At 68.7% G+C, this 24,855-nt stretch carries 25 protein-coding genes; 18 read left to right on the forward strand and 7 right to left on the reverse strand.

Annotated features, from left to right (window positions below):
- The 7 genes from FGS76_RS13600 to FGS76_RS13630 form a co-directional block, all read left to right on the forward strand.
- On the forward strand, positions 1-956 hold a 956-nt coding region (locus tag FGS76_RS13600), incomplete at its 5' end, for a 2-hydroxychromene-2-carboxylate isomerase (RefSeq protein ID WP_138773209.1).
- A 162-nt stretch (positions 957-1,118) separates the two neighbouring features.
- Positions 1,119-1,505 carry an MAPEG family protein gene (locus FGS76_RS13605; RefSeq protein WP_138773210.1) on the forward strand — a complete coding sequence of 129 codons (387 nt, stop codon included), beginning with the start codon at positions 1,119-1,121 and terminating at the stop codon, positions 1,503-1,505.
- 3 nt (positions 1,506-1,508) lie between these two features.
- On the forward strand, positions 1,509-2,213 hold the full coding sequence (locus tag FGS76_RS13610) for a class I SAM-dependent methyltransferase (RefSeq protein WP_138773211.1): 705 nt from the start codon (positions 1,509-1,511) through the stop codon (positions 2,211-2,213).
- Positions 2,214-2,220: 7 nt separating this feature from the next.
- The gene (locus FGS76_RS13615; RefSeq protein WP_138773212.1) at positions 2,221-3,225 is read left to right on the forward strand and encodes a 2Fe-2S iron-sulfur cluster-binding protein; all 1,005 of its coding nucleotides are present in this window, start codon (positions 2,221-2,223) and stop codon (positions 3,223-3,225) included.
- A gap of 121 nt (positions 3,226-3,346) precedes the next feature.
- Complete coding sequence (locus FGS76_RS13620) at positions 3,347-4,678, forward strand: paraquat-inducible protein A (RefSeq protein ID WP_138773213.1); 1,332 nt, start codon at positions 3,347-3,349, stop codon at positions 4,676-4,678.
- Positions 4,647-6,284, forward strand: a complete 1,638-nt coding sequence (gene pqiB, locus FGS76_RS13625; protein ID WP_138773214.1) for an intermembrane transport protein PqiB — start codon at positions 4,647-4,649, stop codon at positions 6,282-6,284. Before FGS76_RS13620 ends, pqiB begins: the two co-directional genes overlap by 32 nt.
- A gap of 114 nt (positions 6,285-6,398) precedes the next feature.
- Positions 6,399-6,920 (forward strand): PqiC family protein, encoded by a 522-nt coding sequence (locus FGS76_RS13630; RefSeq protein ID WP_170214476.1) that lies wholly within the window; start codon positions 6,399-6,401, stop codon positions 6,918-6,920.
- A gap of 69 nt (positions 6,921-6,989) precedes the next feature.
- Here FGS76_RS13630 and FGS76_RS13635 read toward each other — a convergent pair whose 3' ends face one another.
- The 6 genes from FGS76_RS13635 to FGS76_RS13660 all read right to left on the reverse strand — a co-directional run bounded on the left by FGS76_RS13635 (position 6,990) and on the right by FGS76_RS13660 (position 12,840).
- Complete coding sequence (locus tag FGS76_RS13635) at positions 6,990-8,228, reverse strand: heme biosynthesis HemY N-terminal domain-containing protein (RefSeq protein WP_138773216.1); 1,239 nt, start codon at positions 8,226-8,228, stop codon at positions 6,990-6,992.
- Entirely contained in the window at positions 8,225-9,208 is a 984-nt protein-coding gene (locus FGS76_RS19800; RefSeq protein ID WP_138773217.1) for a uroporphyrinogen-III C-methyltransferase, read from the reverse strand. Before FGS76_RS19800 ends, FGS76_RS13635 begins: the two co-directional genes overlap by 4 nt.
- A gap of 126 nt (positions 9,209-9,334) precedes the next feature.
- Positions 9,335-10,033, reverse strand: a complete 699-nt coding sequence (locus FGS76_RS13645; RefSeq protein ID WP_170214477.1) for a uroporphyrinogen-III synthase — start codon at positions 10,031-10,033, stop codon at positions 9,335-9,337.
- Positions 10,030-10,965 (reverse strand): hydroxymethylbilane synthase, encoded by a 936-nt coding sequence (gene hemC / locus FGS76_RS13650; protein ID WP_138773218.1) that lies wholly within the window; start codon positions 10,963-10,965, stop codon positions 10,030-10,032. The genes FGS76_RS13645 and hemC overlap by 4 nt, the downstream gene beginning before the upstream one ends.
- 66 nt (positions 10,966-11,031) lie before the next feature.
- Complete coding sequence (locus FGS76_RS13655; RefSeq protein WP_138773219.1) at positions 11,032-11,790, reverse strand: LytR/AlgR family response regulator transcription factor; 759 nt, start codon at positions 11,788-11,790, stop codon at positions 11,032-11,034.
- Positions 11,791-11,811: 21 nt separating this feature from the next.
- Entirely contained in the window at positions 11,812-12,840 is a 1,029-nt protein-coding gene (locus FGS76_RS13660) for a sensor histidine kinase (protein WP_138773220.1), read from the reverse strand.
- Positions 12,841-13,053: 213 nt separating this feature from the next.
- On the opposite strand from FGS76_RS13660, the gene argH reads away from it, so the two are divergent.
- The 6 genes from argH to FGS76_RS13690 all read left to right on the forward strand — a co-directional run bounded on the left by argH (position 13,054) and on the right by FGS76_RS13690 (position 19,533).
- A complete protein-coding gene (argH, locus tag FGS76_RS13665; protein WP_138773221.1) occupies positions 13,054-14,445 on the forward strand; it encodes an argininosuccinate lyase in 1,392 nt (463 codons plus the stop codon).
- A gap of 216 nt (positions 14,446-14,661) precedes the next feature.
- On the forward strand, positions 14,662-15,951 hold the full coding sequence (locus FGS76_RS13670) for a glycerate kinase type-2 family protein (RefSeq protein ID WP_138773222.1): 1,290 nt from the start codon (positions 14,662-14,664) through the stop codon (positions 15,949-15,951).
- An 85-nt stretch (positions 15,952-16,036) separates the two neighbouring features.
- On the forward strand, positions 16,037-16,216 hold the full coding sequence (gene lptM / locus FGS76_RS13675) for an LPS translocon maturation chaperone LptM (RefSeq protein ID WP_138773223.1): 180 nt from the start codon (positions 16,037-16,039) through the stop codon (positions 16,214-16,216).
- 2 nt (positions 16,217-16,218) lie between these two features.
- Complete coding sequence (lysA, locus tag FGS76_RS13680; protein WP_138773289.1) at positions 16,219-17,460, forward strand: diaminopimelate decarboxylase; 1,242 nt, start codon at positions 16,219-16,221, stop codon at positions 17,458-17,460.
- Positions 17,461-17,480: 20 nt separating this feature from the next.
- Positions 17,481-18,323, forward strand: a complete 843-nt coding sequence (locus tag FGS76_RS13685; RefSeq protein WP_138773224.1) for an HAD-IIB family hydrolase — start codon at positions 17,481-17,483, stop codon at positions 18,321-18,323.
- Entirely contained in the window at positions 18,316-19,533 is a 1,218-nt protein-coding gene (locus FGS76_RS13690) for a glycosyltransferase family protein (protein WP_138773225.1), read from the forward strand. The genes FGS76_RS13685 and FGS76_RS13690 overlap by 8 nt, the downstream gene beginning before the upstream one ends.
- 563 nt (positions 19,534-20,096) lie before the next feature.
- Here FGS76_RS13690 and FGS76_RS13695 read toward each other — a convergent pair.
- On the reverse strand, positions 20,097-20,927 hold the full coding sequence (locus FGS76_RS13695; protein ID WP_138773226.1) for a 23S rRNA (adenine(2030)-N(6))-methyltransferase RlmJ: 831 nt from the start codon (positions 20,925-20,927) through the stop codon (positions 20,097-20,099).
- Between the two features lie 308 nt (positions 20,928-21,235).
- Between FGS76_RS13695 and dapF the strand changes: the two genes are divergently transcribed.
- The 5 genes from dapF to FGS76_RS13720 all read left to right on the forward strand — a co-directional run bounded on the left by dapF (position 21,236) and on the right by FGS76_RS13720 (position 24,846).
- The gene (gene dapF / locus FGS76_RS13700) at positions 21,236-22,087 is read left to right on the forward strand and encodes a diaminopimelate epimerase (RefSeq protein ID WP_138773227.1); all 852 of its coding nucleotides are present in this window, start codon (positions 21,236-21,238) and stop codon (positions 22,085-22,087) included.
- Positions 22,084-22,812 carry a DUF484 family protein gene (locus FGS76_RS13705; protein WP_138773228.1) on the forward strand — a complete coding sequence of 243 codons (729 nt, stop codon included), beginning with the start codon at positions 22,084-22,086 and terminating at the stop codon, positions 22,810-22,812. The genes dapF and FGS76_RS13705 overlap by 4 nt, the downstream gene beginning before the upstream one ends.
- Positions 22,813-22,819: 7 nt before the next feature.
- The gene (gene xerC / locus FGS76_RS13710) at positions 22,820-23,734 is read left to right on the forward strand and encodes a tyrosine recombinase XerC (RefSeq protein WP_138773229.1); all 915 of its coding nucleotides are present in this window, start codon (positions 22,820-22,822) and stop codon (positions 23,732-23,734) included.
- Between the two features lie 84 nt (positions 23,735-23,818).
- On the forward strand, positions 23,819-24,526 hold the full coding sequence (locus tag FGS76_RS13715; RefSeq protein WP_138773230.1) for an HAD family hydrolase: 708 nt from the start codon (positions 23,819-23,821) through the stop codon (positions 24,524-24,526).
- Positions 24,526-24,846 (forward strand): YqcC family protein, encoded by a 321-nt coding sequence (locus FGS76_RS13720; protein ID WP_138773231.1) that lies wholly within the window; start codon positions 24,526-24,528, stop codon positions 24,844-24,846. The genes FGS76_RS13715 and FGS76_RS13720 overlap by 1 nt, the downstream gene beginning before the upstream one ends.
- Positions 24,847-24,855 lie beyond the last annotated feature (9 nt).

Below are 24,855 nucleotides of genomic sequence, written 5' to 3' on the forward strand. Positions count from 1 at the left end.
CCCCGCCCCTGCCCCGGGCGGCCCCCCGCTGCCTGCCCAAACCCGAGGGCGCCCCGCGCTTCGGGGGCCTGGCCCATGCCCGGGGCCGGGCGCTCGGGGCCGACGACCAACCCCGGCGGGCGGAACTCCCCGGCGAGCACGGTCAGCAGCCGGAGGATCAGGCCCAACTGGCCCTGGAAGCCCGCCGTGACCAGTTCCTGGTGGACGGCCACTACCTGACCGGCACCCTGCACTACCAGGGCGAGTGGTACTGGAGCGTGGAACGGCTCGACCATCTGGCCCGCCGACTGGAAGGGCTCGGCCTGGGCGGCGGGCCCTGGCCGCTGGACTACGGCGCCGCCAAGCGGGCCCGCCTGGACCGCCCGGCGGCGGCGCCGGAAACCCGGCTGGCGTTCTACTTCTCGTTCCGCAGCCCCTATTCCTATCTGGCCCTGGAGCGGGCCTTCGCCCTGGCGGACCACTATGGCGTGGCGCTGGAGATGCGTCCGGTGCTGCCCATGGTGATGCGCGGCCTGACGGTGCCCCGTGCCAAGCGGCTCTATATCGTCACCGATGCGGCCCGCGAGGCCCGTCTGCACGGCGTGCCGTTCGGCACCATCTGCGACCCGGTGGGGGTGGGCGTGGAACGCTGCATGGCGCTGTGGCCGTTCGCGGAAAAAGAGGGCCGCCTGCGCGAATGGCTGCTCACCGCCGCCCGTGGCATCTGGAGCCAGGGCGTGGACGTGGCCGGGGACGCCGGCCTGTCACGGCTGGCCCGGGAGGCCGGCCTGGACTGGAACCGGGCGCGCCGCTGGCTGGGCGACGACCAATGGCGCCAACGGGCCGATGCCAACCGCCAGGCGATGATGGACGCCGGCAGTTGGGGGGTGCCCGCCTTTCAGGTGGGCGACACCCTGTTCTGGGGCCAGGACCGCCTCGCCCTGGTGGAAAACGCCCTGAGCGCCCCGTTAAGCTAAGGTTAAGCTGGCGCCAACAGACTGTCCGTGAACGGCCGGGGCAACCCCGTTACCAAACGGCCATTGATCATTGGCGCTGTCTGAATCACCTTGGGAGCCCCGTGGCGCGAACCGGATGTTGGCGGCGCGGGGCTCCCTGATAACGATAACGAGGACACCGCCATGACCCTGGCTTTCTGGTGCGTTTTGATCGCCATCTTGTTGCCCTACGCCTTCACCGGCTTCGCCAAGTTTCAAGGCGGATTCGGTTTACGGGAAAACCACAACCCGCGGGATTTTCTGAACACCCTGGACGGTGCCCGCAAGCGCGCCCACTGGGCCCAGCAAAACAGCTTCGAGGTGACCCCCGCGTTCGCGGCGGCGGTGATCATCGCGCAGCTGGCGCAGACCGCGCCGCAGAACACCATCGACGGTATCGCCGTGGCGTTCGTGCTGAGCCGGGTGCTCTATGGCGTGTGTTACATCGCCGACTGGGCCAGCGCGCGCTCGCTGGTGTGGTTTTTTGGCATGGGCTGCATCATTGCCCTCTTCGTGGGGACAGCAGGTTGAACAATGGCGGAAGACTCGACCAACACCTTTCTGGAAAAGGCCTGGAGTGATAAGGGGCCGAAACTGATCAGCGGTTTTTCCCGGCCGGTCTATCACAATCTGATGGGCCTGCTGCGGGGCCGCCGCTACGACAAGCGGGCCTACGGCGGCATGATCCGTCACACCGAGGCGGCCATGCTCACCCAATGGGCCGGCCAGGTGCCCGAGGGCGGCGTGGTGGTGGAGATCGGTTGCTACGGCGGCCTCTCCACCAGCTACCTGCTGCGCGGCCTGAAAAAGCGCAACGGCCGGGTCTACGCCATCGACCCGTTCAACTCCGACCTGGACAAGCAGGCGCAGCTCACCGACAACCTGGTGCCGCTGGACAACAAACCGACCCGGGCCCTGGTGGCCGAGCGCCTGCGCCGCAACGGTTTCGAGGGCCGCTTCGAGCTGATCGAAGGGTACTCCCAGGAAGCCGCCGCCCAGTGGGACCCGGCGGTGAAGATCGATTTTCTCTGGATCGACGGCAACCATGAGCAGGCTTGGCGGGACTTCAAGGACTTCCAGCCCCACCTCAATCCCGGCGCCCGGGTGGCGGTGCACGACGCCCACCCCCGCTATGGCTACCAGGCGGTGGTCCAGGACGTGAAGCGGATTTTCAGTGAAGGCGCCTGGGCGGACCTGGAACACGTCAAGAGCATCATCACCGGCCGCAAGGTCGGCTGACCCCGCCGTGGCCCACAGCGTTCGCATCAACGGTCGCCATGACTTGATTTGCCCGCCCGGTATCCCCATCCTGACCGCCGCCCGGGAGGCGGGGTTCGGTTTCCCCCATGCCTGCCGCAACGGCGTTTGCGAACGTTGCCAGGGCCGTTTGACCGCCGGCGCCGTGCGCCAGCGGCGCGGCACCTCTCCGGACACTCTCATCCACGCCGGCGATGCCCGAGCCGACCGGGTGCTATACTGCGTGGCCATCCCGATCAGCGATTGCGAGATCGAAGTGCCAGAGATTACCGCGCCGGGCGAACTGCCCGTGCAACGATTGCAGTGCCAGATTGTTCGGCGAGAGCCGCTTAGCCATGACGTCACCCGGGTCGCCCTGCGCCTGCCCGCCGGCAAGTCCGTGCGCTGGTTCGCCGGCCAGTATCTGATCCTGGAGCTGGAACACGGCGCCTATCCGTTCTCCATCGCCAACGCCCCCGGCGGCCGGGAACTGGAACTGCACGTGCGCCACGGCAATGACAACAGCGCCGCCCACGCCATCATGGCGGACCTGGACGAGCAGGCCACGGTGGCGGTGACCCTGCCCGAGGGCAAACGCTTTATCGATGGCGCCCCGGACCGGCCGTTGTGGTTCATCTGCGGCTCCACCGGCTTCGCCCCGGTGAAGGCGATGATTGAACGGCTGATCCAGCTTGATTATCCGTTGCCGGTGCGGCTGTTCTGGGGCGCGCGCACCGAGCGCGACCTGTACCTGCCCGAGCTGCCCGCCCGCTGGCGGGAACAGCTGCCGGACTTCCACGCGGTCACCGCCCTGTCCGACATCAGCAAACCCGGCCACGCCGAGGGGCTGGTCCATGAAGCGGCCCTGGAAGCCCTGGCCGAGCCCCGCGAACCCCTGTTCTACGTGGGCGGCTCCCCGGCCATGGCCTGGGCGGTGTTCGACGCCCTGGTGGAAGAAGGGGTACCGGCGGAGAACATTCACTCCGACGTGTTCGATTACGCGCCCCGGGAATGACTGATCGCGGCTGAAGCCGCTCCTACCGTCGGTCGTAGGAGCGGCTTCAGCCGCGATCACCCTCCTGGCGCCGGGCGCCGCCCACCGGCACAATGAACCACCACCAGCCAAAGATCGCCCCATGGACGACCCCCGCGCCCCGGACAGCGACCCCCATGCCACCTTGTTGCCCTGCCCGCAGTGCGATCTGGTGCTGTCCGTGGTCGATCCGGCGCCCGGGGAATGGGTGCGCTGCCCGCGCTGTCTGCATCCGCTGGCGCGACATGCGGTGCAGGACCAGACCAGCCCGGCGCTGGCCGTCACCGCCCTGATCCTGCTGGCGGTTTCACTGTCCTTTCCCTATATCCGCTTCGAAAAGAACGGCATCGGCGAACAGATGGGCCTGCTGGACGCGGCCACCGAGCTGGCCGCCTTCCACCACCCGGCCCTGGCGGTGGTGGTGTTCGCCACCATCGTGGTGATGCCGGTCTGCTTTCTGCTGGCGCTGCTGTGGGTGCATGCCAGCCTGAGCCGCGTCGGCCGGCCCGGCGGCGCCGCCCTGCCCGGCACCGCCGCCCTGGTGCGCGCCCTGCCCCGCTGGCAGCCCTGGATGATGGCGGATGTGTTCGCCATCGCCGCCCTGGTCAGCCTGATCAAGATCGCTGGCATGGCGGAAGTGACGCTCAAACCCGGTTTCTGGGCCTTCACCGGCTTCGCCCTGGCGCTGCTGATCACCGTGCAGCGGCTGCACCCGCTGGCCCTGTGGGCGCGCCTGGCCGGCCCACCGGTGGCGCCGCCGGACGCCCGCCCCGGGCGCACCGCCCTGGCCCAGGGGCTGGTGGGCTGCGAGCAATGCGGCCATCTGCAACCGCTGGCCGGGCCGCACCGCTGCCAGCGCTGCGGCGCCCGCCTGCACCGGCGCAACCCGGCCAGCCTGCAGCGCACCTGGGCGCTGCTGATCGCCGCCACCCTGTGCTGCTTTCCCGCCCATCTTTACCCGATCATGATCACCACCAGCCTGGGGCACACCCAGCCGGCCACCATCATTTCCGGGGTACTGCAATTTGTTCAGCATGGCGACTGGCCAATCGCCCTGATCATCTTTACCGCCAGTGTTCTGGTACCCTTTGGCAAGATCATGGCCCTCGCCTGGCTGAGTCTGGCGGCGCGCGGCGACCGGCCGCTGGATATGACCGCACAGATGCGGCTCTATCGGATTACCGAATGGGTCGGCCGCTGGTCGATGATCGATGTGTTCGTGGTGGCCATCGTGGTGGCGCTGGTGCGGCTCGGCAATCTGCTGTCGATCGCCCCGGGCCCCGGCGGTGGCGCCTTCGCCGCGGTGGTGGTACTGACCATGCTGGCCGCCTTCAGCTTTGACCCACGCCTGATCTGGGACCGGCAGAGCGCCGACCCGGGCCCGGCCACGCAACGGAACGACGATGAGCCAGACACCCTCCCGCGCCATTCATGAGCGCCTGCCCCGCCTGTCCCCGGTGTGGCTGATTCCGCTGGCGGCCCTGCTGATCGGCCTGTGGCTGGCGTTCGACCACCTGTCCAGCCAGGGCCCGATGATCACCCTCAAGCTGGAGAACGCGGAAGGCATCGAGGCCAACAAGACGCCGATCAAAACCCGCAGCGTGCAGGTCGGCACGGTGGAGACCGTGACCCTCTCCGACGATCTGCGCCACACCATCGTCACCGCCCGCATGCAGGACGGCGCCGACCGCATGCTCAACAAGGACACCCGCTTCTGGGTGGTCAAACCACGCATTGGCCGGGAAGGCATCAGCGGCCTGAGCACGGTATTGTCCGGCGCCTACATCGAGCTGCTGCCCGGCGACAGCGACAAGAAAAAGCGGGAATTCGTGGTCGAGGAGCAACCGCCGGTCACCGAGGCCGGCGCCCAGGGCCTGTACCTGACCCTGCACAGCGACCCGGGCAACAGCGTCACCACCGGCGACCCGGTGACCTTCCGCAACCTCACCGTGGGCCGGGTGGTGGACACCAAGTTCATCGCCAAGGACCGCAGCATCAGGCACCGCGTCTTTATCGAGAAACCCTACGATGTGCTGGTCACCGACACCACCCGGTTCTGGAGCGTGTCCGGCATCGGCTTCCAGCTCGACTCCCAGGGGTTCCGGGTCAATCTGCAATCCCTGGAAACCCTGCTCGGCGGCGGCATCGCCTTCGGCGTGCCCGACTCCACCATGCCCGCCGGCGAGCCGGCCTCGGAGAACGCTGAGTACACCCTGTACGCGGACCAGGAAGCGGCCCGCCGGGGTCTGTTCGATCAGTATCTGGAATACGTGCTGCTGGTGGAGGACACGGTGCGCGGGCTGAGCGCCGGCGCCCCGGTGGAATACCGTGGCGTGCGGGTGGGCACCGTGGAACAGGTGCCCTGGAAGTTCACCGGCGAGCAGCCGGATTCGCTGAACCGCTTCTCGATTCCGGTGCTGATCCGGGTCGAACCGCAGCGCATCACCGAGGGCAGCGAAGTGCTGCTGGACGATTGGCGCGAGCGGCTGGACAAGATGTTCAAGAACGGCCTGCGCGCCACCCTGAAGTCCGGCAACCTGCTCACCGGCGCCCTGTTCGTGGACCTGAATTTCCGTCAGGACGTGGCCGCCTACAAGCCCACCCGCTTCGAAGGCGTGGCGGTGTTCCCGACCACCGCCAACGGCCTGGCGCAGATCGAGAATCAGGTGGCCGGGCTGCTGGAAACGCTCAACAACCTGCCGCTGCAGAAGATCGCCGAGGGGCTGGACCGCAATCTGTCGGCGTCCCAGAAAACCCTGGAACAGGTCACCGCCACCGCCGACCGGCTGGAGGCCCTGCTTGGCGACCCGCAAACCGCCCAGCTGCCCACCCGCCTCAACGACACCCTGCGTTCCCTGGAAGGCGCCCTGGACAGCCTGGCCGGCGCCGACGGCCAGCAACTGTCCGCCACCCTGGAACGGCTGGAGCGGGTGCTGCGCGACGCCGAGCCGCTGCTGCGTACCCTGCGCGAAAAGCCCAACGCCCTGATCTTCTCCCGTGAACCGCCGGCGGACCCACTGCCCAGAGCGCGAGATGAATAGCCCAGAGCGCGGGATGAATAGCCCAGAGCGCGGGATGAATAGCCTCTCCCTTATCGCGGCTGAAGCCGCTCCTACTGAACGATGCCCGAACCCGACAACCGCCCGGAGCCGACGATGGCAACCAGATTCTCTCTCCTGCTACTGATGCTGCTGGCCGTGGCCGGCTGTGCCGGCACCCCCGCCACCGGCGAGCGCCAGTACCTGCTGCCCTCCGCCAGCCAGCCGGTGGCGGCGGCCAACCTGTTGGTGCGGGTGCGCCTGGCCGGCTACCTGGATCAGGGCGGGCTGGTGGTGGAAACCGGCGCCACCACCCTGAGCACCGCCCGCACCCATCGCTGGGCGGAACCGCTGGGCGACCAGTTGCAGCGGGCCCTGGCCCATGCCTTGCCGGCCAACACCGCCGGCACCCTGACGGTGCGGGTGACCCGCTTCCAGGGCACCGCCGACGGCGACGCCCGGGTCAGTGGCGACTGGCACTTCCAAGGGACCGACGGCGACCCGGTCGGCGGTGTCTTCGACAAGCGACAGGCGCTGGAACGGGATGGGTACGAGGAGTTGGTATTGCGGTTGAATGCCGCCTGGACGGCGGTGGCGGCGGAGATCGCGGCCGATTTGCGGGAGCGCGGGGGGCAATAAACCCATCGCGACTGAAGTCGCTTCTACAAAGTCCTTGTAGGAGCGACTTCAGTCGCGATTAACCCCGACTCACGAAGACTGCGTAGCGTTCTCCGGCAGCGGCAAAGCCGGCAGGGCGCCGTCCAGTTCCGCCACCCGCCGTTCCAGCACCGTGGCCGCCTTGGTGCGGTCGCCCAGGGCCAGATAGAGCCGGGACAGTTCCGCCAGGGCGGTGGCGCTCTGGCTGGAGTTGGCAGCCGCTTCGAAGAAATTCTGGGCCTTGCCCCACAGCCGCGCTTTGAGCGCCACCCGGCCGGCGGTGATCAGCACCGCCGCGTTGCCCGGGCGTTCCAGCAGCCACTTTTCCAGCACCTGCAGCAATTCGTCCGGCGACAGGTCATCGATGGCTTCCAGCACCGGCGGCAGCCGGTCGTCCCAGTCCCGCTGCAGTTGCTCGCGCACCAGTTGCAAGGCCCGGCGGCCGTCGCCCAGCTGCGCCAGGAAGCCGGCGTAGCGGGCCACCATGGCCGGGTCCTGCCGCAGCGCGGTGGGCACCTTCTTCCACAGCTCGCGCAGTTCCCGGGCCCGGCTCTCGGCATCGTTGAAGCCGGGCTTCTGGCCCAGGTGCTGCAAGCGCGCCAGCCAGGCCCGGCGCTCCCGCCGGGCCGCCGCCTGTTCGCCGAGGGCACGGCGCAGGCGCGGCATCAGCGCGCACAGCGCTTCCCAGTCCCGCTCCCGCTCCAGCACGTCGGCGTACAGGGCCTGCACCCGCTGGTTGCCCGGCGCCCGCTCCGCCAGCTCCTGGAGCTCCCGGCGGGCCTGGTCCGGCCGGCCCTGATCCAGGGAAAAGCGCGCCCGCATCAGGCCGGCCACCGCGTCGCCCCGGCGGCATGCGGCGGCTTCCCGCAGATAGCGCTCCAGGGCTTCCTCATCGCCGCGCTGGCGGGCGCACTCGGCGGCCAGCAGCCAGGCCACCAGCGGCCAGTCGCCGTCGCGCCCGGCGGACACCAGCAACCGTTCGGCTTTATCCAGCTCGCCGTCCATCAACAGGATGAAACCGCTTTTCAGACGCCGACGGGCCACCTTGAGGCGGAAACGGCGGGTGGCGCGCACCGGCTCGGCGGCGTTCCACAGCAGGTTCAAAAACAGGGTCAGCACCACCAGGGCCACGGCGGCCAGAATCGCCGCCAGCACCGCGAAGCCCAGGGTGCTTTCCAGGCGCCATTGGTCACGGATCACCAGCACATAGCCGGAGTCCGCGGCCATCCAGCGCCCCAGCAGGGTGGCGGCCACCAGGGCCGCCACGATCAGCAGCAGCGCTTTTTTCATCGGCCGCCCTCCCCGCCGTCACGCTTGAGCACGTCGCGCTTGAGCTGGCGGATGGCATCCAGGCCGGCGCCGATTTCCGGCAGCGCCTGGTTCACCTGTTGGCCGCCCAGTTCCTCCAGGGCGGCGCGCATCTGCTTGACCCGGCCCTGGTCGTCACGGAACCACTGGTCGAGGGTGGCGTTGGCGCTGTCCAGCGCCTGCTGGTAGGCCTGGGCCCGGCCCTGCATCAGCGCCAGCCGCGCCTGTTGCAGGCTGGCGTCCAGGGTCAGCCGCACGGTGGCCGCCTGGGTCTCGGTGAGCGGCACCGGCACCTCGCCGTCGTGGCGGCTCACCGTCACCGGCATTTGGTCGAGCAGCCGCGACCACCAGCTGCCCTGACCGGGCTCCGGCGATTGCCGGGGCGGCGCCTGGCGCTCCGGCAGCGCCAGGTCCGGCACCAGCGACTGCAGCGCGCCCAGGCGCAATACCATGGCCTGGATGTCCACCTGCAGGGCACCGTTGAGTTTTTCCATATCGTTGGCCAGGGCCTGCCGGGCCGGCAGCGCGTCCGGGTCGTCCAGCCGCGCCAGGGTGTCGTCGGCGGCCTTCAGCAGGCGGCGGGCGGCGGCGGCGTCACCGGTGAGCATCAGCCGCTGGCCGGCCAGGCTGGCCAGGGCCTCGGCCTCGTTGATCAGCCACAGGGTCTGGCCGCCCTGGCGCACATCGGCCAGCGCTTCCCGGTCCCGGGCCATGCGCGCTTCCAGTTGCTGTTGCTGCTGGCGCAGCTGATCCTCGGCCTGGCGCCGTTCCTGGTCCCGGCGCTCCAGTTCGCCGCGCAGGGTCTCGACCCGCTGCCCCAGCCCCTGGCGATCCTTCTCCAGCAGCTGCCATTGCTGCCAGCCCCACCAGCCGGCGGCCCCCAGGGCGGCCAGGATCACGATCAAAACAAGCAGCGGCCACAGGCTCAGGCCCTGCTGACGACGGACGGCGCGGTGCGTCATGGAGTCTCCCTTTTTTTGGGCGTGCCGGTCGCCTGACAGGCGGACCGGGCGGCGCGGCGATTCGGTAAGGTGCGTTCCCTCGGTAATGGCCTCAAGATAATGACAGCCATCCGACGAGTCCAATATCTAAGATGCCAGCGCCGCCAGCATGTCGGCATCATGGGCGCTGGCGGCGATGCGCAGGGGCCCCCCATGGTCCTCCGCCACCGCCGCCGCCACCCGTTCGCCGGCGGCGATCACGGTGGCCCCGGCGGGCACCCGGTCGGCCAGCGCCCGCCAGCCTTCCACGCTGGTGATCATCACCGTATCCGCGCCCTCCGGCCAGTGCCGGTGCGGGTCCGGCAGGCGCCGGTAGAACGGCAGCACGTCCACCATGGCACCCCGCTCACGCAGGCGCGCGGCCAGCCAGTCCCGTCCGCCGTCGCCCCGGCAAATCAGAATCCGCCGGTCGGCCACCCGGGCCAGGCAGGGTAATGCCAGCACGGCCTCGGAGTTGAAGCCGCTGGTGGGGTATTCCGGCGTCAGGCCGGCGGCGCGGATCACCGCCGCCGTGGACTCCCCCACCGCCAGCCAGTGCAGCCCCACCGGCCACTGCGGCCACAGGTCGGCGATCCGCTCCAGGGCCTGGTGGGCGGCGTTGGCGCTGACGAAAAACACCGCGTGGTAGAGATCCAGGTCCATCAGCCGGCGGCGATGATCGTCCGCCAGGGGCAGCGGCTCGATGCGCAGGGCCGGCACGCACAGCGGCTCATGGCCGGCTTCGCGGAGCCGCGCCGCCAGGGCCTCGCCCTGGCCCGCCGGCCGGGTGATCACCACGCGGCTCATTGGCGGTCGTACAGTTCCCGGAGAATACGGTCGGCGCCCTGGGCCAGCAGCGACTCGGCGATGGCCACGCCCAGTTCCTGGGCCTGCTCCCGGGGCGCCCGGTCCTCGGCGGTGAGTACGGTGCGGCCGTCCTCGCTGGCCACCAGGCCCCGCAGCCACAGGCGGCCGTCGTCCTCAAGCAGGGCAAAGCCGGCGATGGGCACCTGGCAGCCGCCTTCCAAGCGTCGGTTCATGGCGCGCTCGGCGCTGACCCGGTCCCAGGTCAGCGGGTCGCTGAGCGGCGCCAGCAGTTCGCGGGTGCGCTCCGCGTCGGCGCGGCACTCGATGCCCACCGCGCCCTGGCCCACGGCGGGCAGGGATTCTTCCGGCGGCATTTCATAGCGGATGCGCTGGTGCATCTCCAGGCGCTTGAGGCCGGCGGCGGCCAGGATGATGGCGTCGAACTCACCGGCGTCCAGTTTGCCCAGCCGGGTCTGCACGTTGCCGCGCAGGCTGGAGACCTTCAGGTCCGGCCGGTGGGCCAGCACCTGGGCCTGACGGCGCAGGCTGGAGGTGCCCAGGCGGGCGCCCTCGGGCAGGCCCATCAGGGAATCGTGGTGGTTGGATACGAAGGCGTCGCGGGGGTCCTCGCGCTCACAGATCACCGGCAGGGCCATGCCCGGCGGCAACTCCATGGGCACGTCCTTCATCGAGTGCACGGCGATGTCGGCGCGGCCGTCCATCATCGCCTCTTCCAGTTCCTTGACGAACAGGCCCTTGCCACCGATTTTGGCCAGCGGCGTGTCGAGGATCTTGTCGCCCTGGGTTTTGATCCGCACCAGCTCCACCCGCAATCCCTGATGCAGCGCTTCCAGGCGCCTCTGTACATACTCGGCCTGCCACACGGCAAGCGGGCTGGAGCGGGTGGCGATGCGAACAATCTCGGCGGACATGAAAACTCCCGGAAAAAAATTACAGGCCCGGGATTGTACCTGTTAAGCGCCGCCGATTAACCGCTTTTACTTGCCGGTCAGGGCGCGGCGCAGGCCGGCCATGTGCCGGCGGCTCACCGGCAAGGCCCGGCGCACCCCGCGCAGGTGCACCTCGAAATAGCCCTGGGCGCTGTTTTCCATGCTCTCGATAAAATGCAGCGACACCAGGGTGCTGCGATGAATGCGCACGAACAGGTCGCCGAATTCCTTCTCCAGGCTTTTCAGCGGCTCGTCGATCAGCACGTGGCCACCGTCGAAATGCACCGCCACGTATTTATGGTCCGCCTGGAAGTAGCGCACCTCCTCCACCGGCACCAGTTCCAGGCCCCGGTGGGTGCGGGCGCTCAGGTGGCGGCGGCGGCCGGTGTGGTTGATGGCGATGCGGTGGGTGACCTCGGCCACCTGCACGCGGTTGAGCCGGCGGGTGCGGTTGAGCGCCCGGCGCAGGTCGTCGCCGTTGACCGGCTTGAGCAGGTAGTCCACGGCGTGCACCCGGAACGCCTGCAGCGCGTGTTCTTCGTAGGCGGTGCAGAAAATCACCGCCGGCGGGTTGTCCATTTTCTGCAGATGGGCGGCGGCTTCCAGGCCGTCCATGTCCGGCATGCGGATGTCCATCAGCACCACGTCCGGCCGCGTGCGCCCGGCGAATTCCACCGCCTCCCGGCCACTGGCGGCCTCCCCGGTGACCTCCATATGAGCGCTTTCCACCAGGCGCCGCAGACGCAGGCGCGCCAGGGCCTCGTCGTCGCACACCAGCACCCGTGTCTTGGCCAGGTCGTCCTTCATTGTTCCCCCCTCCGTTACCCCCTATCCCTGCACCGGATAGAGGATACGCACCTCGTAGTATTGTTCTGATTCCCGTGCTTCCACCCGCACCGTGGGGCCAAGCAGCGCCTCCAGACGGTGGCGGATATTGTCCAGCGCCATGCGGTTACCCTGGTGATCGCCGGCCCGTTCCGGCATGGGATTGCGCACCCGCAGCACCGCCCGCCCCTGCTCCATGGCGGCGCCCAGCGTCACCACCCCGCCCTCGGCCCGTGGCTGGATACCATGATAGATGGCATTTTCCACCAGCGGCTGCAACGTCAAAAGCGGCAACCGCACGGTTTCGGGATCCAGTTCAACTTGCCACTCCATGCGCAGCCGGTCGCCCAGACGCAATTGCTCGATGCGCACATAGCGCTCGCACAGGGCCAGTTCCTCCGCCAGGCTGACCTGCTCCCCGGATTCCCGCAGGCTGGCCCGGAACAGCCGCGACAGGTCTTCCACCGCCTGCTCGGCGGCGGCGGCGTCGATGCGCACCAGGGTGGCGATGATGTTCATGGAATTGAACAGAAAGTGGGGGCGGATACGGGACTGCAGCGCCTGGATGCGGGCGCGCAGTTCCGCCCGGTCCTTGTTGTGCAGCTGCTCCTGCACATAGAAATAGCGCATCATCAGGCCGCCGATGATGGCGGCGATCAGCACATTGGCGAGGATATCCCAATGCCAGAGCGGCTCGTTCATGCTGTCGGCGGCCCAGGCCAACAGCCACCGCGCCAGCAGGCTGAACACCAGGGTATCCAGCACCACCAGCCCCACCACCGCCAGCGCCGCCCGCGCCGCCGGCAGGCCGTTCAACCGGTCCCGCAGCCGGCACAACAACGCCGCCGAGGTCAGCCCGATCCACTGAATGAACAGCGACGTCAGCGCCAGCCGCTCCAGGCTGAACGGCTCGAAGTACCCGGCCACCAGGGTGATGACAATGGCCATCAGTTCGATCACCACCACCACCACCAGCACCGCGCGGGTGGTGCACAGGTCGGGCAGGAAGACGTTGGGGCGGGGTTCGGTCATAAGTTCTTCTTGTGTTTACGAGCCAGGTCCCGGCCTCGATGGCAGTTGAAAGTTGAAAGTTGAAACGCGGCGGCAGACCCGGCCGCCGGCATGGCCGTGCCCGCGCTTGTCACTTTCAACTTTTAACTTGCTCCTGGGTTTGCCTACGATACCACCGCCCGGCGGTGCTATACTGCGCGCCCCGTCAATTCAGCGCCGGACGCGAGCAACGACATGAGTGACCAGCAGCAAAACAAACTCTGGGGCGGCCGCTTCAGTGAATCCACCGATGCCTTCGTACAGGAATTCACCGCCAGCGTCGGTTTCGACCGGCGCATGTACCGGCAGGATATCCAGGGTTCCCAGGCCCACGCTACCATGCTCGCCGAGGCCGGGGTGCTCACCAACGACGAGCGCGACGCCATCATCCAGGGGCTGGACGAGATCCGCGCCGAGATCGAGGCCGGGGAATTCCAGTGGTCGGTGGCCCTGGAAGACGTGCACATGAACATCGAGGCACGGCTCACCGACAAGATCGGCATCACTGGCAAAAAGCTGCACACCGGCCGCTCCCGCAACGACCAGGTGGCCACCGATATCCGCCTGTGGCTGCGTGACGAAATCGAACTGATCGACGGCGAAATGACCCGTCTGATGACCGGCCTGCTGGACCTGGCGGAGCGCGAGGCGGCCACCATCATGCCCGGTTTCACCCACCTGCAGACCGCCCAGCCGGTGACCTTCGGCCACCACCTGCTGGCCTGGTTCGAAATGCTCAAGCGCGACCGCGAGCGCCTGCGCGATTGCCGCAAGCGGGTTAACCGCATGCCCCTGGGCGCCGCCGCCCTGGCCGGCACCACCTACCCGATCATCCGCGAACGCACCTGCGAACTGCTGGGCTTCGACGGCGTCTGTGAGAACTCCCTGGACGCGGTCAGCGACCGGGACTTCGCCATCGAATTCTGCGCCCTCACCGCCCTGTGCGTGACCCACCTGTCGCGGATCAGCGAGGAACTGGTGCTGTGGACCAGCGCCCAGTTCAACTTTATCGACCTGCCGGACCGCTTCTGCACCGGCAGCTCGATCATGCCGCAGAAAAAGAACCCGGACGTGCCGGAGCTGGTGCGCGGTAAGACCGGCCGGGTCAACGGCCACCTGATCGCCCTGCTGACCCTGATGAAGAGCCAACCGCTGGCCTACAACAAGGACAACCAGGAAGACAAGGAACCGCTCTACGACGCGGTGGACACCCTGGCCGGCTGCCTGCGCGCCTTCGCCGACATGATCCCGGCCCTGGAACCGAACCGGGAAGTGATGCGCGAAGCGGCCCGCCGCGGCTTCGCCACCGCCACCGACCTGGCCGACTACCTGGTGCGCAAGGGCATCGCCTTCCGCGACTCCCATGAAATCGTCGGCAAGGCCGTGGCCCACGGCGTGGACCAGAAAAAGGACCTCAGCGACATGTCCCTGTCCGAGCTGCGCCAGTTCAGCGACCAGATCGACGAGGACGTGTTCGAGGTACTGACCCTGGAAGGCTCGGTGAGCGCCCGCAACCACATCGGCGGCACCGCCCCCGACCAGGTCCGCGCCGCCGTCGCCCGTGGCCGGGACGCGATCAGCGGCTGACGCTGCAAAAGCCTCAAGCTACAAGCTACAAGCTGAAAACCGCCTCGCCACGGCCAAGCTTGTAGCTTGCGGCCTGTGGCCGGCGGGCACGCGGGCACGGCCTCGCCGCCTTCGGGGGGCAGGCCCGCGTTTCAACTTTCAACTTTTAACTTTCAACTGCCCGGGGATGCCAACTGTCCGCTTGCAGCTTCCCGTGCAAAACCCGAAGCTTCCCCCATGACCTCCCCGACCCCTTCCCCGCGCCTGTTCCTCGAATCCCTGTTCCACGCCGCCGTGGAAGCGGCGCTGCCGGAACAGTGCCTGCCGCCGCATCTGCCCGAGCCCGGGCCGGGGCGTACCGTGGTGCTTGGGGCGGGCAAGGCGGCGGCGCGCATGGCCACGGTGCTGGAACAGCATTGGTTGGAAAAGCACGGCGCGGAGGCGTTGGCGCGGCTGGAAGGTCTGGTGGTGACCCGCCACGGGCAGGCGCTACCGACCCGGCGCATCGAGGTGCTGGAAGCGGCCCACCCGGTGCCGGACGCCGCCGGGGAACAGGCCGCCCGGCGCCTGCTGGCCCTGGCCGAGGGCCTCACCGCCGACGACCGGGTGATCGCGCTGATCTCCGGCGGCGGCTCATCGCTGCTGCCGTTGCCGGCCCCGGGACTGAGTCTGGATGACAAGCAAACCCTGGGTCGGGCGCTGCTGCGCAGCGGCGCCACCATCGGTGAGATCAATACCGTGCGCCGGCACCTGTCGGCGATCAAGGGCGGCCGGCTGGCCGCCGCCTGCGCGCCGGCGCCGGTCCGCACGCTGCTGCTGTCCGATGTGCCCGGGGACGCGCCCCACGACATCGCCTCCGGGCCCACCGTGGCCGACCCCACCAGCGCCGCCGACGCCCTGGCGATACTGCGGCGCTATGCCATCGACGCCCCCGCCCGGGTCATCGCCCATCTGGAAAAACAAAGCGACGCCCCCGGCATTACCCTGCCCGACGGCAATGAAGTACGGCTGGTGGCCAGCGGCCAGACCGCCCTGGAGGCCGCCGCCGAGGTGGCCCGGGCCGCCGGTGTCACGCCGATGATTCTGGGCGACGGCCTGGAAGGGGAGGCCCGGGAACTGGGCCGGGTGCTGGCCGGCATCGCCGCCCAGGTGCGGCGCCACGGCCAGCCCCTGGCGCCGCCCTGCGTGCTGCTCAGCGGCGGCGAAACCACGGTGACGGTGCGCGGCGACGGGGTCGGCGGCCGCAATGTGGAGGGCCTGCTCGGCTTCGGTCTGGCCCTGGGGCCGCTGGACGGCGTGCACGCCCTGTTCGCCGATACCGATGGCGTGGACGGCGGCGCCGAGATCGCCGGCGCCCTGTGGACGCCGGACAGCCTGAGCCGCGCCGCCACCCTGGGCCTGGACGCCCGCGCCGCCCTGGACGGCAACGACGCCCATTCCTTTTTCCAGGCGCTGGACGACAGTCTGATCAGCGGCCCCACCGGCACCAACGTCAACGATTTCCGGGCGGTGCTGATTACCGGCTGATTGCCCGGCAATCGGTCACCGTGCGTCGTTTCGGGAGGGTGAAACCGCTATACTGCGCGGACTTTTCACACCTGCGGAGTGATCCATGCGTGTACTTTGCCTGCTGGCGATGTTGATGCTCGCCGGCTGCGGCCAGAAGGGGCCGTTGTATATGGCGCCCCGGGAGCCGGCGCAGGCGGCGCCGCCCGCGCAGGCCACCCCCTTGCCGGCCGCGTCCGAACAGACCGACGAGGACGACAACGACAACCAGGATGAGTCGCAATGACCATGGATCCCTTCTGCTACCGCGACGGCACCCTGTACGCCGAGGAACAATCGGTCGCGCAACTGGCGGAGCGCTTCGGCACCCCGCTGTATGTGTATTCCCGGGGCGCTCTGGAAGCCCATTACAACGCCTTTGACGAGGCCTTCGGCGAGCACCCCCACCGGATCTGCTACGCGGTCAAGGCGAACAGTAATCTGGCCGTGCTGAACGTGCTGGCGCGCTGTGGCGCGGGCTTCGATATCGTCTCCGGCGGCGAGCTGGAGCGGGTGCTGCGCGCCGGCGGCGATCCGGACAAGATCGTGTTTTCCGGGGTCGGCAAGACCGCCGAGGAAATGGCCAGTGCCCTGAGAGCCGGCATCCATTGCTTCAACGTGGAATCCGCCGCCGAGCTGGAGCTGCTGAATCTGGTGGCCGGCGAGCTGGATTGCGTGGCGCCGATCTCGATCCGGGTGAACCCGGACGTGGACGCCCAGACCCACCCGTACATCTCCACCGGGCTCAAGGAAAACAAGTTCGGCGTCGACATTCAGAAGGCGCCGGCCCTGTATCAGCGCGCCGCCGAGCTGCCGCACATCGCGGTGCGCGGCATCGACTGCCACATCGGCAGCCAGCTGACCCGGCTGGACCCGTTCGAGGACGCCCTGGAGCGGGTGCTGAAGCTGCTTGGCGAGCTGCAGAACCTGGGCATCGAGATCCACCATCTGGATCTGGGCGGCGGCCTGGGCGTGACCTACCGGGACGAAACACCGCCGCCGCCGGCGGACTACGTGGCCGCCCTGCTCAAGCACATACCCGGTGAACTGCCGGTGCACATCGAACCGGGCCGCTCCATCGCCGCCAACGCCGGCCTGTTCCTCACCCAGGTGCTGTTCCTCAAGCCCACCGAGCACCGCAACTTCGCCATCGTCGACGGGGCCATGAACGACCTGATCCGGCCCAGCCTGTACGCGGCCTGGCAGGACATCGTGCCGGTCACCCCCCATGAGGCGGACTGCCGCGACTGGGACATCGTCGGCCCGGTGTGCGAAACCGGCGACTTCCTGGGCAAGGACCGGGCCCTGGCCCTGGAGCCCGGCGACCTGCTGGCGGTGCGCTCCGCCGGCGCCTACGGCTTCGCCATGGCCAGCAACTACAACAGCCGCAACCGGCCCGCCGAGGTGATGGTGGACGGCGACCAGGCCTTCCTGGTGCGCGCCCGGGAGAGCCTGGAAGACCAACTGCGGTTGGAGAGCCTGCTCCCCTGAGCCGGGGAGCCGGCGGCGCCATGGCGAAGGCTCCCCGCCTGCTGGTCTTCACCGACCTGGACGGCTCGCTGCTGGACCACCACGACTACGACTGGTCGCCGGCGGCGCCCTGGCTGCGCCGGCTGGCGAAGCGCGGCGACGCGGTGATCCCGGTGACCAGCAAGACCCGCGCCGAACTGGCGGTGCTGCGCCGCCAGCTGGACCTGCAACACACCCCCTTCGTCACCGAAAACGGCGCCGTGATCGGCCTGCCCCCGGCCTGGCGCCTGCCCGACGATCCGCCCCCCGGCGACGACGGCCTGACCCTGTTCACCCCCGGCGAATCCGCCGACGCCCTGGCCCGGCGCCTGCACGCCCTGATCGCCGAACGGCTCGCGCCGGTGCGGCTGTTCTCCGAACTGAGCGACGCCGAGGCCGCCGCGCTCACCGGCCTGGCGCCGGCGGACGCGACCCTGGCCCGGCGCCGGGAGGGCAGCCAGCCACTGCTGTGGGACGGCGACGAGGACGGTTGGCAACGCTTTTGCAAGGTGCTTGAAGAGGACGGCCTCACCGTCACCCGGGGAGGCCGCTTCCGCCATGTAATGGGCCGCGTGGACAAGGGCCGGGCGGTGCGCTGGCTGGCGCGCCGTGACCAGGACCTGCACCGCCCGCCGGCCCGCACCCTGGCCCTGGGCGACGGCCCCAACGATGTGCCGATGCTGGAGGCGGTAGAGCGGGCGGTACTGATCCACGGCGCCCACCGGCTGCCGGTGACGGTGCGCCAACCCGCCCTGTACCGCACCCGCCAGGCCGGCCCCAGGGGCTGGGTGGAAGGTCTGGAGCACTGGCTTTCAGAGGACGGCAAGGAGAACGGCCATGAGTGATTTCTACCAGAACGGTCTGATCACCAACTTCCACAACCTGCACCAGCGCTCGGTGGAGGACCTGGAACGGGACCTGACCCGCTTCGCCAAACGGCGCCCCATGGGGCTGATCCTGCCGTCCCTGTACTCGGAACTGGAAGGCCCGGCGCTGGGCCACATCGTCGATGAACTGGCGCGGGTGCCCTACCTGAGCGAGATCGTCATCGGCCTGGACCGGGCCGACCGGGACCAGTTTCTGTATGCCCGGGAGTTTTTTTCCCGGTTGCCGCAGAAGCACCGCATCCTGTGGAACGACGGCCCGCGCCTGCAGGCCCTGGACCAGGAACTGCGCGGCGAGGACCTGGCCCCGGCCGAACCGGGCAAGGGCCGCAATGTGTGGTACTGCGCCGGCTATGTGCAAACCACCCGCACCGAGGCGGTGGCCCTGCACGACTGCGACATCGTCACCTACGACCGGGGGCTGCTGGCGCGGCTGATCTACCCGGTGGCCAACCCCCAGTTCAACTACGAATTCTGCAAGGGTTACTACCCGCGCATCGCCGACGGCAAACTCAATGGCCGGGTGGCGCGTCTGATGGTCACCCCGCTGCTGCGCGCCCTGAAGAAGATCTACGGCAACCTGCCCTATCTGGAGTACCTGGACAGCTACCGCTACCCGCTGTCCGGGGAATTTTCCATGCGCACCGACGTGCTGGAGAGCATCCGCATTCCCAGCGACTGGGGCCTGGAGATCGGCGTGCTCTCGGAGGTGCACCGCAACTACTCCACCAAGCGGCTGTGCCAGGTGGACATCGCCGACGCCTACGACCACAAGCACCAGCCCATGTCCGAGGAGGACCCGGCCGGCGGCCTTAACCGCATGAGCCTGGATATCGCCAAGGCCCTCTACCGCAAGCTCGCCACCCTGGGCGTGCAGATCAATGTGGAGGACTTCCGCACCATCAAGGCCACCTACTACCGCATCGCCCTGGACCTGATCGAGGCTTATTACAACGATGCGCTGATGAACGGCCTGAAGCTGGACCGGCACAGCGAGGAACAGGCGGTGGAGTTGTTCGCCGACAATCTGATGGAAGCGGGCAAGGCGTTTCTGGAGCATCCCCGGGACAAGCCGTTTATTCCCAGCTGGAACCGGGTGCTGGCGGCCTTCCCGGATCTGCTGGAGCGGATGCACGAGGCGGTGGAATTGGATAACGCGGGGGAGGTTTGAGTCGGCGCGGTTTCTCCAGCGGGGCCGCGTCTCGGCCGAATAGGCCGGGGTGTTGTAGGAGCGACTTTAGTCGCGATAAACGGCGGTGCCAACCGCATCGCGGCTAAAGCCGCTCCTACAATCGCCGGCCTCGGCAACGGGCACCTTGTCGGCGCCCCGTTTGACAGGGGCCCGGACCGGAAGGGGGCCCACGCCGAGACGCCCCGAGGTAGCGTCACCCACGGCTCCGTCGAATAGGTCGGGGTGTTGTAGGAGCGACTGGGCGGCATTCCGCTTTAGTCGCGATCAACGGCATCCGACTTCAGCCGCGATCAACGGCGGTGCCCAACCGCATCGCGGCTAAAGCCGCTCCTACAATCGCCGGTCTCGGCAACAGGCCCCTTGCCGGGCGTCCCGTTTGACAGGGGCCCGGACCGGAAGGGGGCCCACGCCGAGACGCTTCGAGGCAGCGTCACCCACGGCTCCGTCGAATAGGGCGGGGTGTTGTAGGAGCGACTGGGCGGCATTCCGCTTTAGTCGCGATCAACGGCATCCGACTTCAGTCGCGATCAACCCCTACCCCATCACGAGGAAACAACCAACCGCTGGCCACCGCCGCCCTGGTCCAGGGTGCGGTGCAGGATGGGCAGGGCCGCTTGCAGTTGTTCGCCCAGGGTCCAGGGCGGGTTCAGCACCACCATGCCGGAGCCGGTCATGCCCCGGGCGCCGCCGTCGCGGAGCACGCACAGTTCGGCGCGCAGGTGCTTGGGGGCCAGGGCCATCAGGCGCTGGGCGAAGCGGTCCGCCCGGCGCCGTTCCAGCACCGGGTACCAGATCGCGAAGCAGCCGGTGTTGAAGCGCCGCAGCCCCTCCTCCACCGCCTCCAGGGTGGCGGCTTCATCGCCGCCCAGTTCGTAGGACGGGTCGATCAGCACCAGGCCCCGTTTGTGCGCCGGCGGCAATAACGCCTTGATGCCGGCCAGGGCATCCTGCTTCGCCACCCGGATACGACGATCCGCTCCGAAACGGGCCTCCAGCAATTCGAAATCGGTGCTGTGCAGCTCGGTAATCTGCAGCCGGTCCTGGTCGCGCAGCAGGGCGGCGCTGATCGCCGGCGAGCCCGGGTAGTGGCTGAGTGCGCCGGGACGGCTGAAGCCGGCCACCACGTTCAGGTAGCGGTTGATCAACGACGCCTCGAAACGCCGCTCCCACAACCGCCCGATGCCGTCCCGGTATTCCCCGGTCTTCTGCATATGCGCGTCGTCCACCGCGAACAGCCCGGCACCGCCATGGGTGTCGTGCACCAGGAACGGCTTGTCCTTGAGCCGCAGGTGATCGAGCACCGCCACCTGCACCAGATGCTTGAGAACATCGGCGAAATTGCCGGCGTGGTAGGAATGGCGATAGGAAAGCATGGGCGCATCCGCAGCGTTGGGAACCGACCATTGTAGGTAGGAGCGGCTTCAGCCGCGACAGGCTTTTCAGAAGAGGCCGTTGAAAGTTAAAAGTTGAAAGGGCGGGGCGCCGCACGGCTTTCCCGCGGCCGGGTGGCCGGCCGGAGCGCGGGTTACCCTTGAGCGCGGGCACGGCCTTGCCGCCCCAACGTGCCTCGGGCGCGTTTCAACTTTTAACTTTCAACTTGTAACTCACCCTCCCCGCCCTGTTCCCCCGCCCAAGCGGGCCGTACAATGGACCGTCTCAACAAATTGACCGCGGGTCTCTCATGCGCCTCCGTTTCACCAAAATGCACGGCCTTGGCAACGACTTCATGGTCGTGGACGGGCTCACCCAGCCGCTGCCGGAGGACGGTCCGCCGTTGCCGGAGGCGGAGCTGCGCCGGCTTGGCGACCGCCATTTCGGTGTCGGTTTCGACCAGATGCTGGTGGTGCAGCCGGCCCGGCACGAGGGCGTGGATTTCCGCTACCGGATCTTCAACAGCGACGGTTCCGAGGTCAGCCAGTGCGGCAACGGCGCCCGCTGTTTCGCCCGTTTCGTGCGCGACCAGGGCCACACCAGCAAGCATGAAATCCGGGTGGAAACCGCCGAGGGCCTGATGACCCTGCGGGTCACCGACGACGGCCTGGTCACCGTGGACATGGGCGCGCCGCGCTGGGCGCCGGCGGCGGTGCCGTTCCAGGCCGAGGCGGAGGCCGACACCTATATTCTGGTGGCCGGCCAGAACGCCTATGAGGTGTCCGCCGTGGGCCTGGGCAATCCCCATGTGGTGCTGCTGGTGGAAAACGTGGACACCGCCCCGGTGGAAACCCTGGGGCCGCTGCTGGAGCGCCACGAGCGCTTCCCGGAGCGGGTCAACGCCGGCTTCATGCAGATCGTGCGCCGCGACGAGATCCGCCTGCGGGTGTTCGAGCGCGGCGCCGGCGAGACCCTGGCCTGCGGCTCCGGCGCCTGCGCGGCGGTGGTGTGCGGCCAGCGCCGGGGTCTGCTCGACGAGGCGGTCACCGTGCATCTGCCCGGCGGCACCCTGCAGGTCCGCCACGACGGCCACGGTGGCATCCTGATGACAGGCCCGGCCAGCCGTGTCTATGATGGCGAAATCGACGTGGAGCCCCTATGACCGACGACACTCAGCCCGGCGCCACCCTGCCCGGCGCCGATCAGGTGGCCGCCTTTCTGCGCCGTCACCCGGAATTCTTTCAGGATCGCCCGGAGCTGCTGGAACTGATGCGCCTGCCGGACCCGAGGGGCCCGGCGGTGTCGTTGCTGGAGCGCCAGGCCTCGATCCTGCGCGACCGCAATCAGGAACTGCGCGAGCGGCTGAACGGGCTGATCGACGTGGCCCGGGAAAACGACCAGCTTTTCGAGCACACCCGCCGCCTGACCCTGGCGCTGCTGGAGGCGCGCAACACCGACAAGCTGCTGCGCCAGCTGTTGCAGGGCCTGGAGCAGGAATTCCGCTGTGACACCGTGGCGCTGCTGCTGCACGACCGGGAGGCCAAGCTGCTCGGCGAGGTGCGCAAGCAGGTGCGCTTCGTCGACCCGGAAGACCTGCCCGCCGCCCTGGGCCCGCTGCTGCGCACCGGCAAGGCGGTGTGCGGCGTGCTGCGCCAGGAAGAACTGGCGGCGCTGTTCCAGGACCGGGCCGAGGCGGTGAAATCCGCCGCCGTGGTGCCGCTGGAGCACAACGGCCGGCTCGGCGTGCTGGCCATCGGCAGCGGCGACGCCATGCACTTCCGCAGTTCCATGGGCACCCTGTTCATCAGCCATATTGGCCAGGTGCTCAGCCGCCGGCTGGTGGAGGTGAGCGGCCCGGCGGCCAACCGCCAGGCGCAGCGCGCCTGAGCCCCCCGTGACGGACCGGCAGGCCGCCATCGACGCCTTCGCCCGCCATCTGGCCAGCGAGCGGCGGCTGTCGCCGCACACCGTCAAACACTACCGCCGCGATCTGCGCACCGCCGCCGAGGTACTGCGCCCGGACTGGCCGGCGGTGACCGCCCACGACGTGCGCGCCCTGGTGGCCACCCTGCACCGGCGTGGCCTGGGCGGGCGCAGCATCCAGCGGCTGCTGTCCTCGTTGCGCACCTTTTATGGCTTTTTGATCCGCGAGGGCCAGGCCAAGGACAACCCGGCCTTGGACGTGCGCGCGCCGAAAAGCGGCAAGCGCCTGCCCAAGGCCCTGGACGCGGACCAGACCCGCCACCTGCTCGACAATCCGGACGGCGACGGCCCCCTGGCCCGCCGCGACCAGGCCATGCTGGAGCTGCTCTACGGCTGCGGCCTGCGGCTGGCGGAGTTGCTCAGTCTGGACCTGGACAGCGTGTCCGCCGGCTCCGCGGAACTGGTGGTCACCGGCAAGGGCAACAAAACCCGGGTGCTGCCGGTGGGCAAACCGGCGCTGACGGCGTTGCGGGCCTGGCTCCAGGCGCGGCCCGGCCTGGTGCATGACCCGGACCAGCGCGCCTTGTTCGTCAGCCAGCGGGGCCGGCGCCTGTCGCCCTCGGCGGTGCAGCAGCGGCTGCGCCGGGCCGCCCAGACCCGGGGCCTGGACGACCATCTGCACCCGCACAAGCTGCGCCATTCGTTCGCCACCCATGTGCTGGAGTCCTCCGGTGACCTGCGCGCGGTGCAGGAGCTGCTGGGCCACGCCAACCTGGCCACCACCCAGGTCTACACCCATCTGGACTTCCAGCACCTGGCGAAGATCTACGACAACGCCCATCCCCGGGCCCAGCGGCGGCGCGGCGACGACGATCCTGCGGACTGAAACCGCACCGCCCGAGACCACTGCCTCACGATTTCACAACACCACCGTTTATCGACGCCGCCGTGCCGCTTATCATCTCTCCCCATGACCGGACTCAAACTGATCACCTTCGACCTGGACAACACCCTGTGGCCGGTGGACGAGGTGATACGCCAGGCGGAACGCGTCACCAGTGACTGGATCGCGGACCGGCACCCGGACGCCGCCCGGGCGCTCACCTCCGAGCGCATCCGCGCGGTGCGCGACCGGCTGGTGCGCGAACAGCCGGACTACCTCAACAGCCTGACCCGGCTGCGCCGGGACGCCATGGCCGAGACCTTCCTGGCCGCCGGCTTCGGCGAACAGGAAGCCCGCCATATCGCCGCCGACGCCTTCCAGGTGTTTCACGAGGCGCGCAACCGGGTGAGCTTCTTCCCCGGCGCCCTGGAAGTGCTGGAAACCCTGGCCGACACCTACACGCTGGGCGCCCTCAGCAACGGCAACTCGGACCTGAAACGCATCGGCATCGCCGACCTGTTCCAGTTTCATCATTCCGCGGAGAGCATCGGCCGGCGCAAGCCGGAGCCGGACATGTTCCGGGCGGCGCTGCAAAGCGCCGGGGTGGAAGCGGGCCAGGCGCTGCACGTGGGCGATCACCCGGTGGAGGACGTGGACGCCGCCCGGCGCCACGGTTTTCAGGCGGTGTGGGCCAACCTGATCGACCTGGACTGGCCCGGCGACCTGGACCGGCCGGACCATCACATTCATCATCTGCGGGAACTGCCCGACCTGCTGCCGCTACTGGATAATTGATGACCACCGATACCCGCCAGGCCCTCACCGGCCTGCTCAACGACATGCAGAGCGAGATGGAATCCCTGAACCTCTGGGAAACCCTGCCCCCGGAACCGGAGGCCTTTGAAAGCGCCACCCCGTTCTTCGCCGACACCATGAAATTCAGCCAATGGCTGCAATGGGTGTTCATCGCCCGCTTCCGGGCGATCCTGGCCGAGGATCATCCTCTGCCCGCCCAGTGCGACGTGGCGCCGCTGGCCGAGGAAACCCTGCGCGACCTGCCCGAGAATACCGACCAGCTGGTGGCCCTGATCCGGGATTTCGACGGCCACTTCTGAACGCTTTAT

Source organism: Alloalcanivorax gelatiniphagus (assembly GCF_005938655.1).
GTDB lineage: Bacteria > Pseudomonadota > Gammaproteobacteria > Pseudomonadales > Alcanivoracaceae > Alloalcanivorax > Alloalcanivorax gelatiniphagus.

What these genes read in the sequence shown, in the direction of transcription:
- FGS76_RS13605 (WP_138773210.1), top strand. Translation starts at nt 1,119, where the DNA reads ATGACCCTGGCTTTCTGGTGCGTTTTGATCGCCATCTTGTTGCCCTAC.
- FGS76_RS13610 (WP_138773211.1), top strand. Translation starts at nt 1,509, where the DNA reads ATGGCGGAAGACTCGACCAACACCTTTCTGGAAAAGGCCTGGAGTGAT.
- FGS76_RS13620 (WP_138773213.1), top strand. Translation starts at nt 3,347, where the DNA reads ATGGACGACCCCCGCGCCCCGGACAGCGACCCCCATGCCACCTTGTTG.
- pqiB (WP_138773214.1), top strand. Translation starts at nt 4,647, where the DNA reads ATGAGCCAGACACCCTCCCGCGCCATTCATGAGCGCCTGCCCCGCCTG.
- FGS76_RS13630 (WP_170214476.1), top strand. Translation starts at nt 6,399, where the DNA reads ATGGCAACCAGATTCTCTCTCCTGCTACTGATGCTGCTGGCCGTGGCC.
- FGS76_RS13635 (WP_138773216.1), bottom strand. Translation starts at nt 8,228, where the DNA reads ATGAAAAAAGCGCTGCTGCTGATCGTGGCGGCCCTGGTGGCCGCCACC.
- FGS76_RS19800 (WP_138773217.1), bottom strand. Translation starts at nt 9,208, where the DNA reads ATGACGCACCGCGCCGTCCGTCGTCAGCAGGGCCTGAGCCTGTGGCCG.
- FGS76_RS13645 (WP_170214477.1), bottom strand. Translation starts at nt 10,033, where the DNA reads ATGAGCCGCGTGGTGATCACCCGGCCGGCGGGCCAGGGCGAGGCCCTG.
- hemC (WP_138773218.1), bottom strand. Translation starts at nt 10,965, where the DNA reads ATGTCCGCCGAGATTGTTCGCATCGCCACCCGCTCCAGCCCGCTTGCC.
- FGS76_RS13655 (WP_138773219.1), bottom strand. Translation starts at nt 11,790, where the DNA reads ATGAAGGACGACCTGGCCAAGACACGGGTGCTGGTGTGCGACGACGAG.
- FGS76_RS13660 (WP_138773220.1), bottom strand. Translation starts at nt 12,840, where the DNA reads ATGACCGAACCCCGCCCCAACGTCTTCCTGCCCGACCTGTGCACCACC.
- argH (WP_138773221.1), top strand. Translation starts at nt 13,054, where the DNA reads ATGAGTGACCAGCAGCAAAACAAACTCTGGGGCGGCCGCTTCAGTGAA.
- FGS76_RS13670 (WP_138773222.1), top strand. Translation starts at nt 14,662, where the DNA reads ATGACCTCCCCGACCCCTTCCCCGCGCCTGTTCCTCGAATCCCTGTTC.
- lptM (WP_138773223.1), top strand. Translation starts at nt 16,037, where the DNA reads ATGCGTGTACTTTGCCTGCTGGCGATGTTGATGCTCGCCGGCTGCGGC.
- lysA (WP_138773289.1), top strand. Translation starts at nt 16,219, where the DNA reads ATGGATCCCTTCTGCTACCGCGACGGCACCCTGTACGCCGAGGAACAA.
- FGS76_RS13685 (WP_138773224.1), top strand. Translation starts at nt 17,481, where the DNA reads ATGGCGAAGGCTCCCCGCCTGCTGGTCTTCACCGACCTGGACGGCTCG.
- FGS76_RS13690 (WP_138773225.1), top strand. Translation starts at nt 18,316, where the DNA reads ATGAGTGATTTCTACCAGAACGGTCTGATCACCAACTTCCACAACCTG.
- FGS76_RS13695 (WP_138773226.1), bottom strand. Translation starts at nt 20,927, where the DNA reads ATGCTTTCCTATCGCCATTCCTACCACGCCGGCAATTTCGCCGATGTT.
- dapF (WP_138773227.1), top strand. Translation starts at nt 21,236, where the DNA reads ATGCGCCTCCGTTTCACCAAAATGCACGGCCTTGGCAACGACTTCATG.
- FGS76_RS13705 (WP_138773228.1), top strand. Translation starts at nt 22,084, where the DNA reads ATGACCGACGACACTCAGCCCGGCGCCACCCTGCCCGGCGCCGATCAG.
- FGS76_RS13715 (WP_138773230.1), top strand. Translation starts at nt 23,819, where the DNA reads ATGACCGGACTCAAACTGATCACCTTCGACCTGGACAACACCCTGTGG.
- FGS76_RS13720 (WP_138773231.1), top strand. Translation starts at nt 24,526, where the DNA reads ATGACCACCGATACCCGCCAGGCCCTCACCGGCCTGCTCAACGACATG.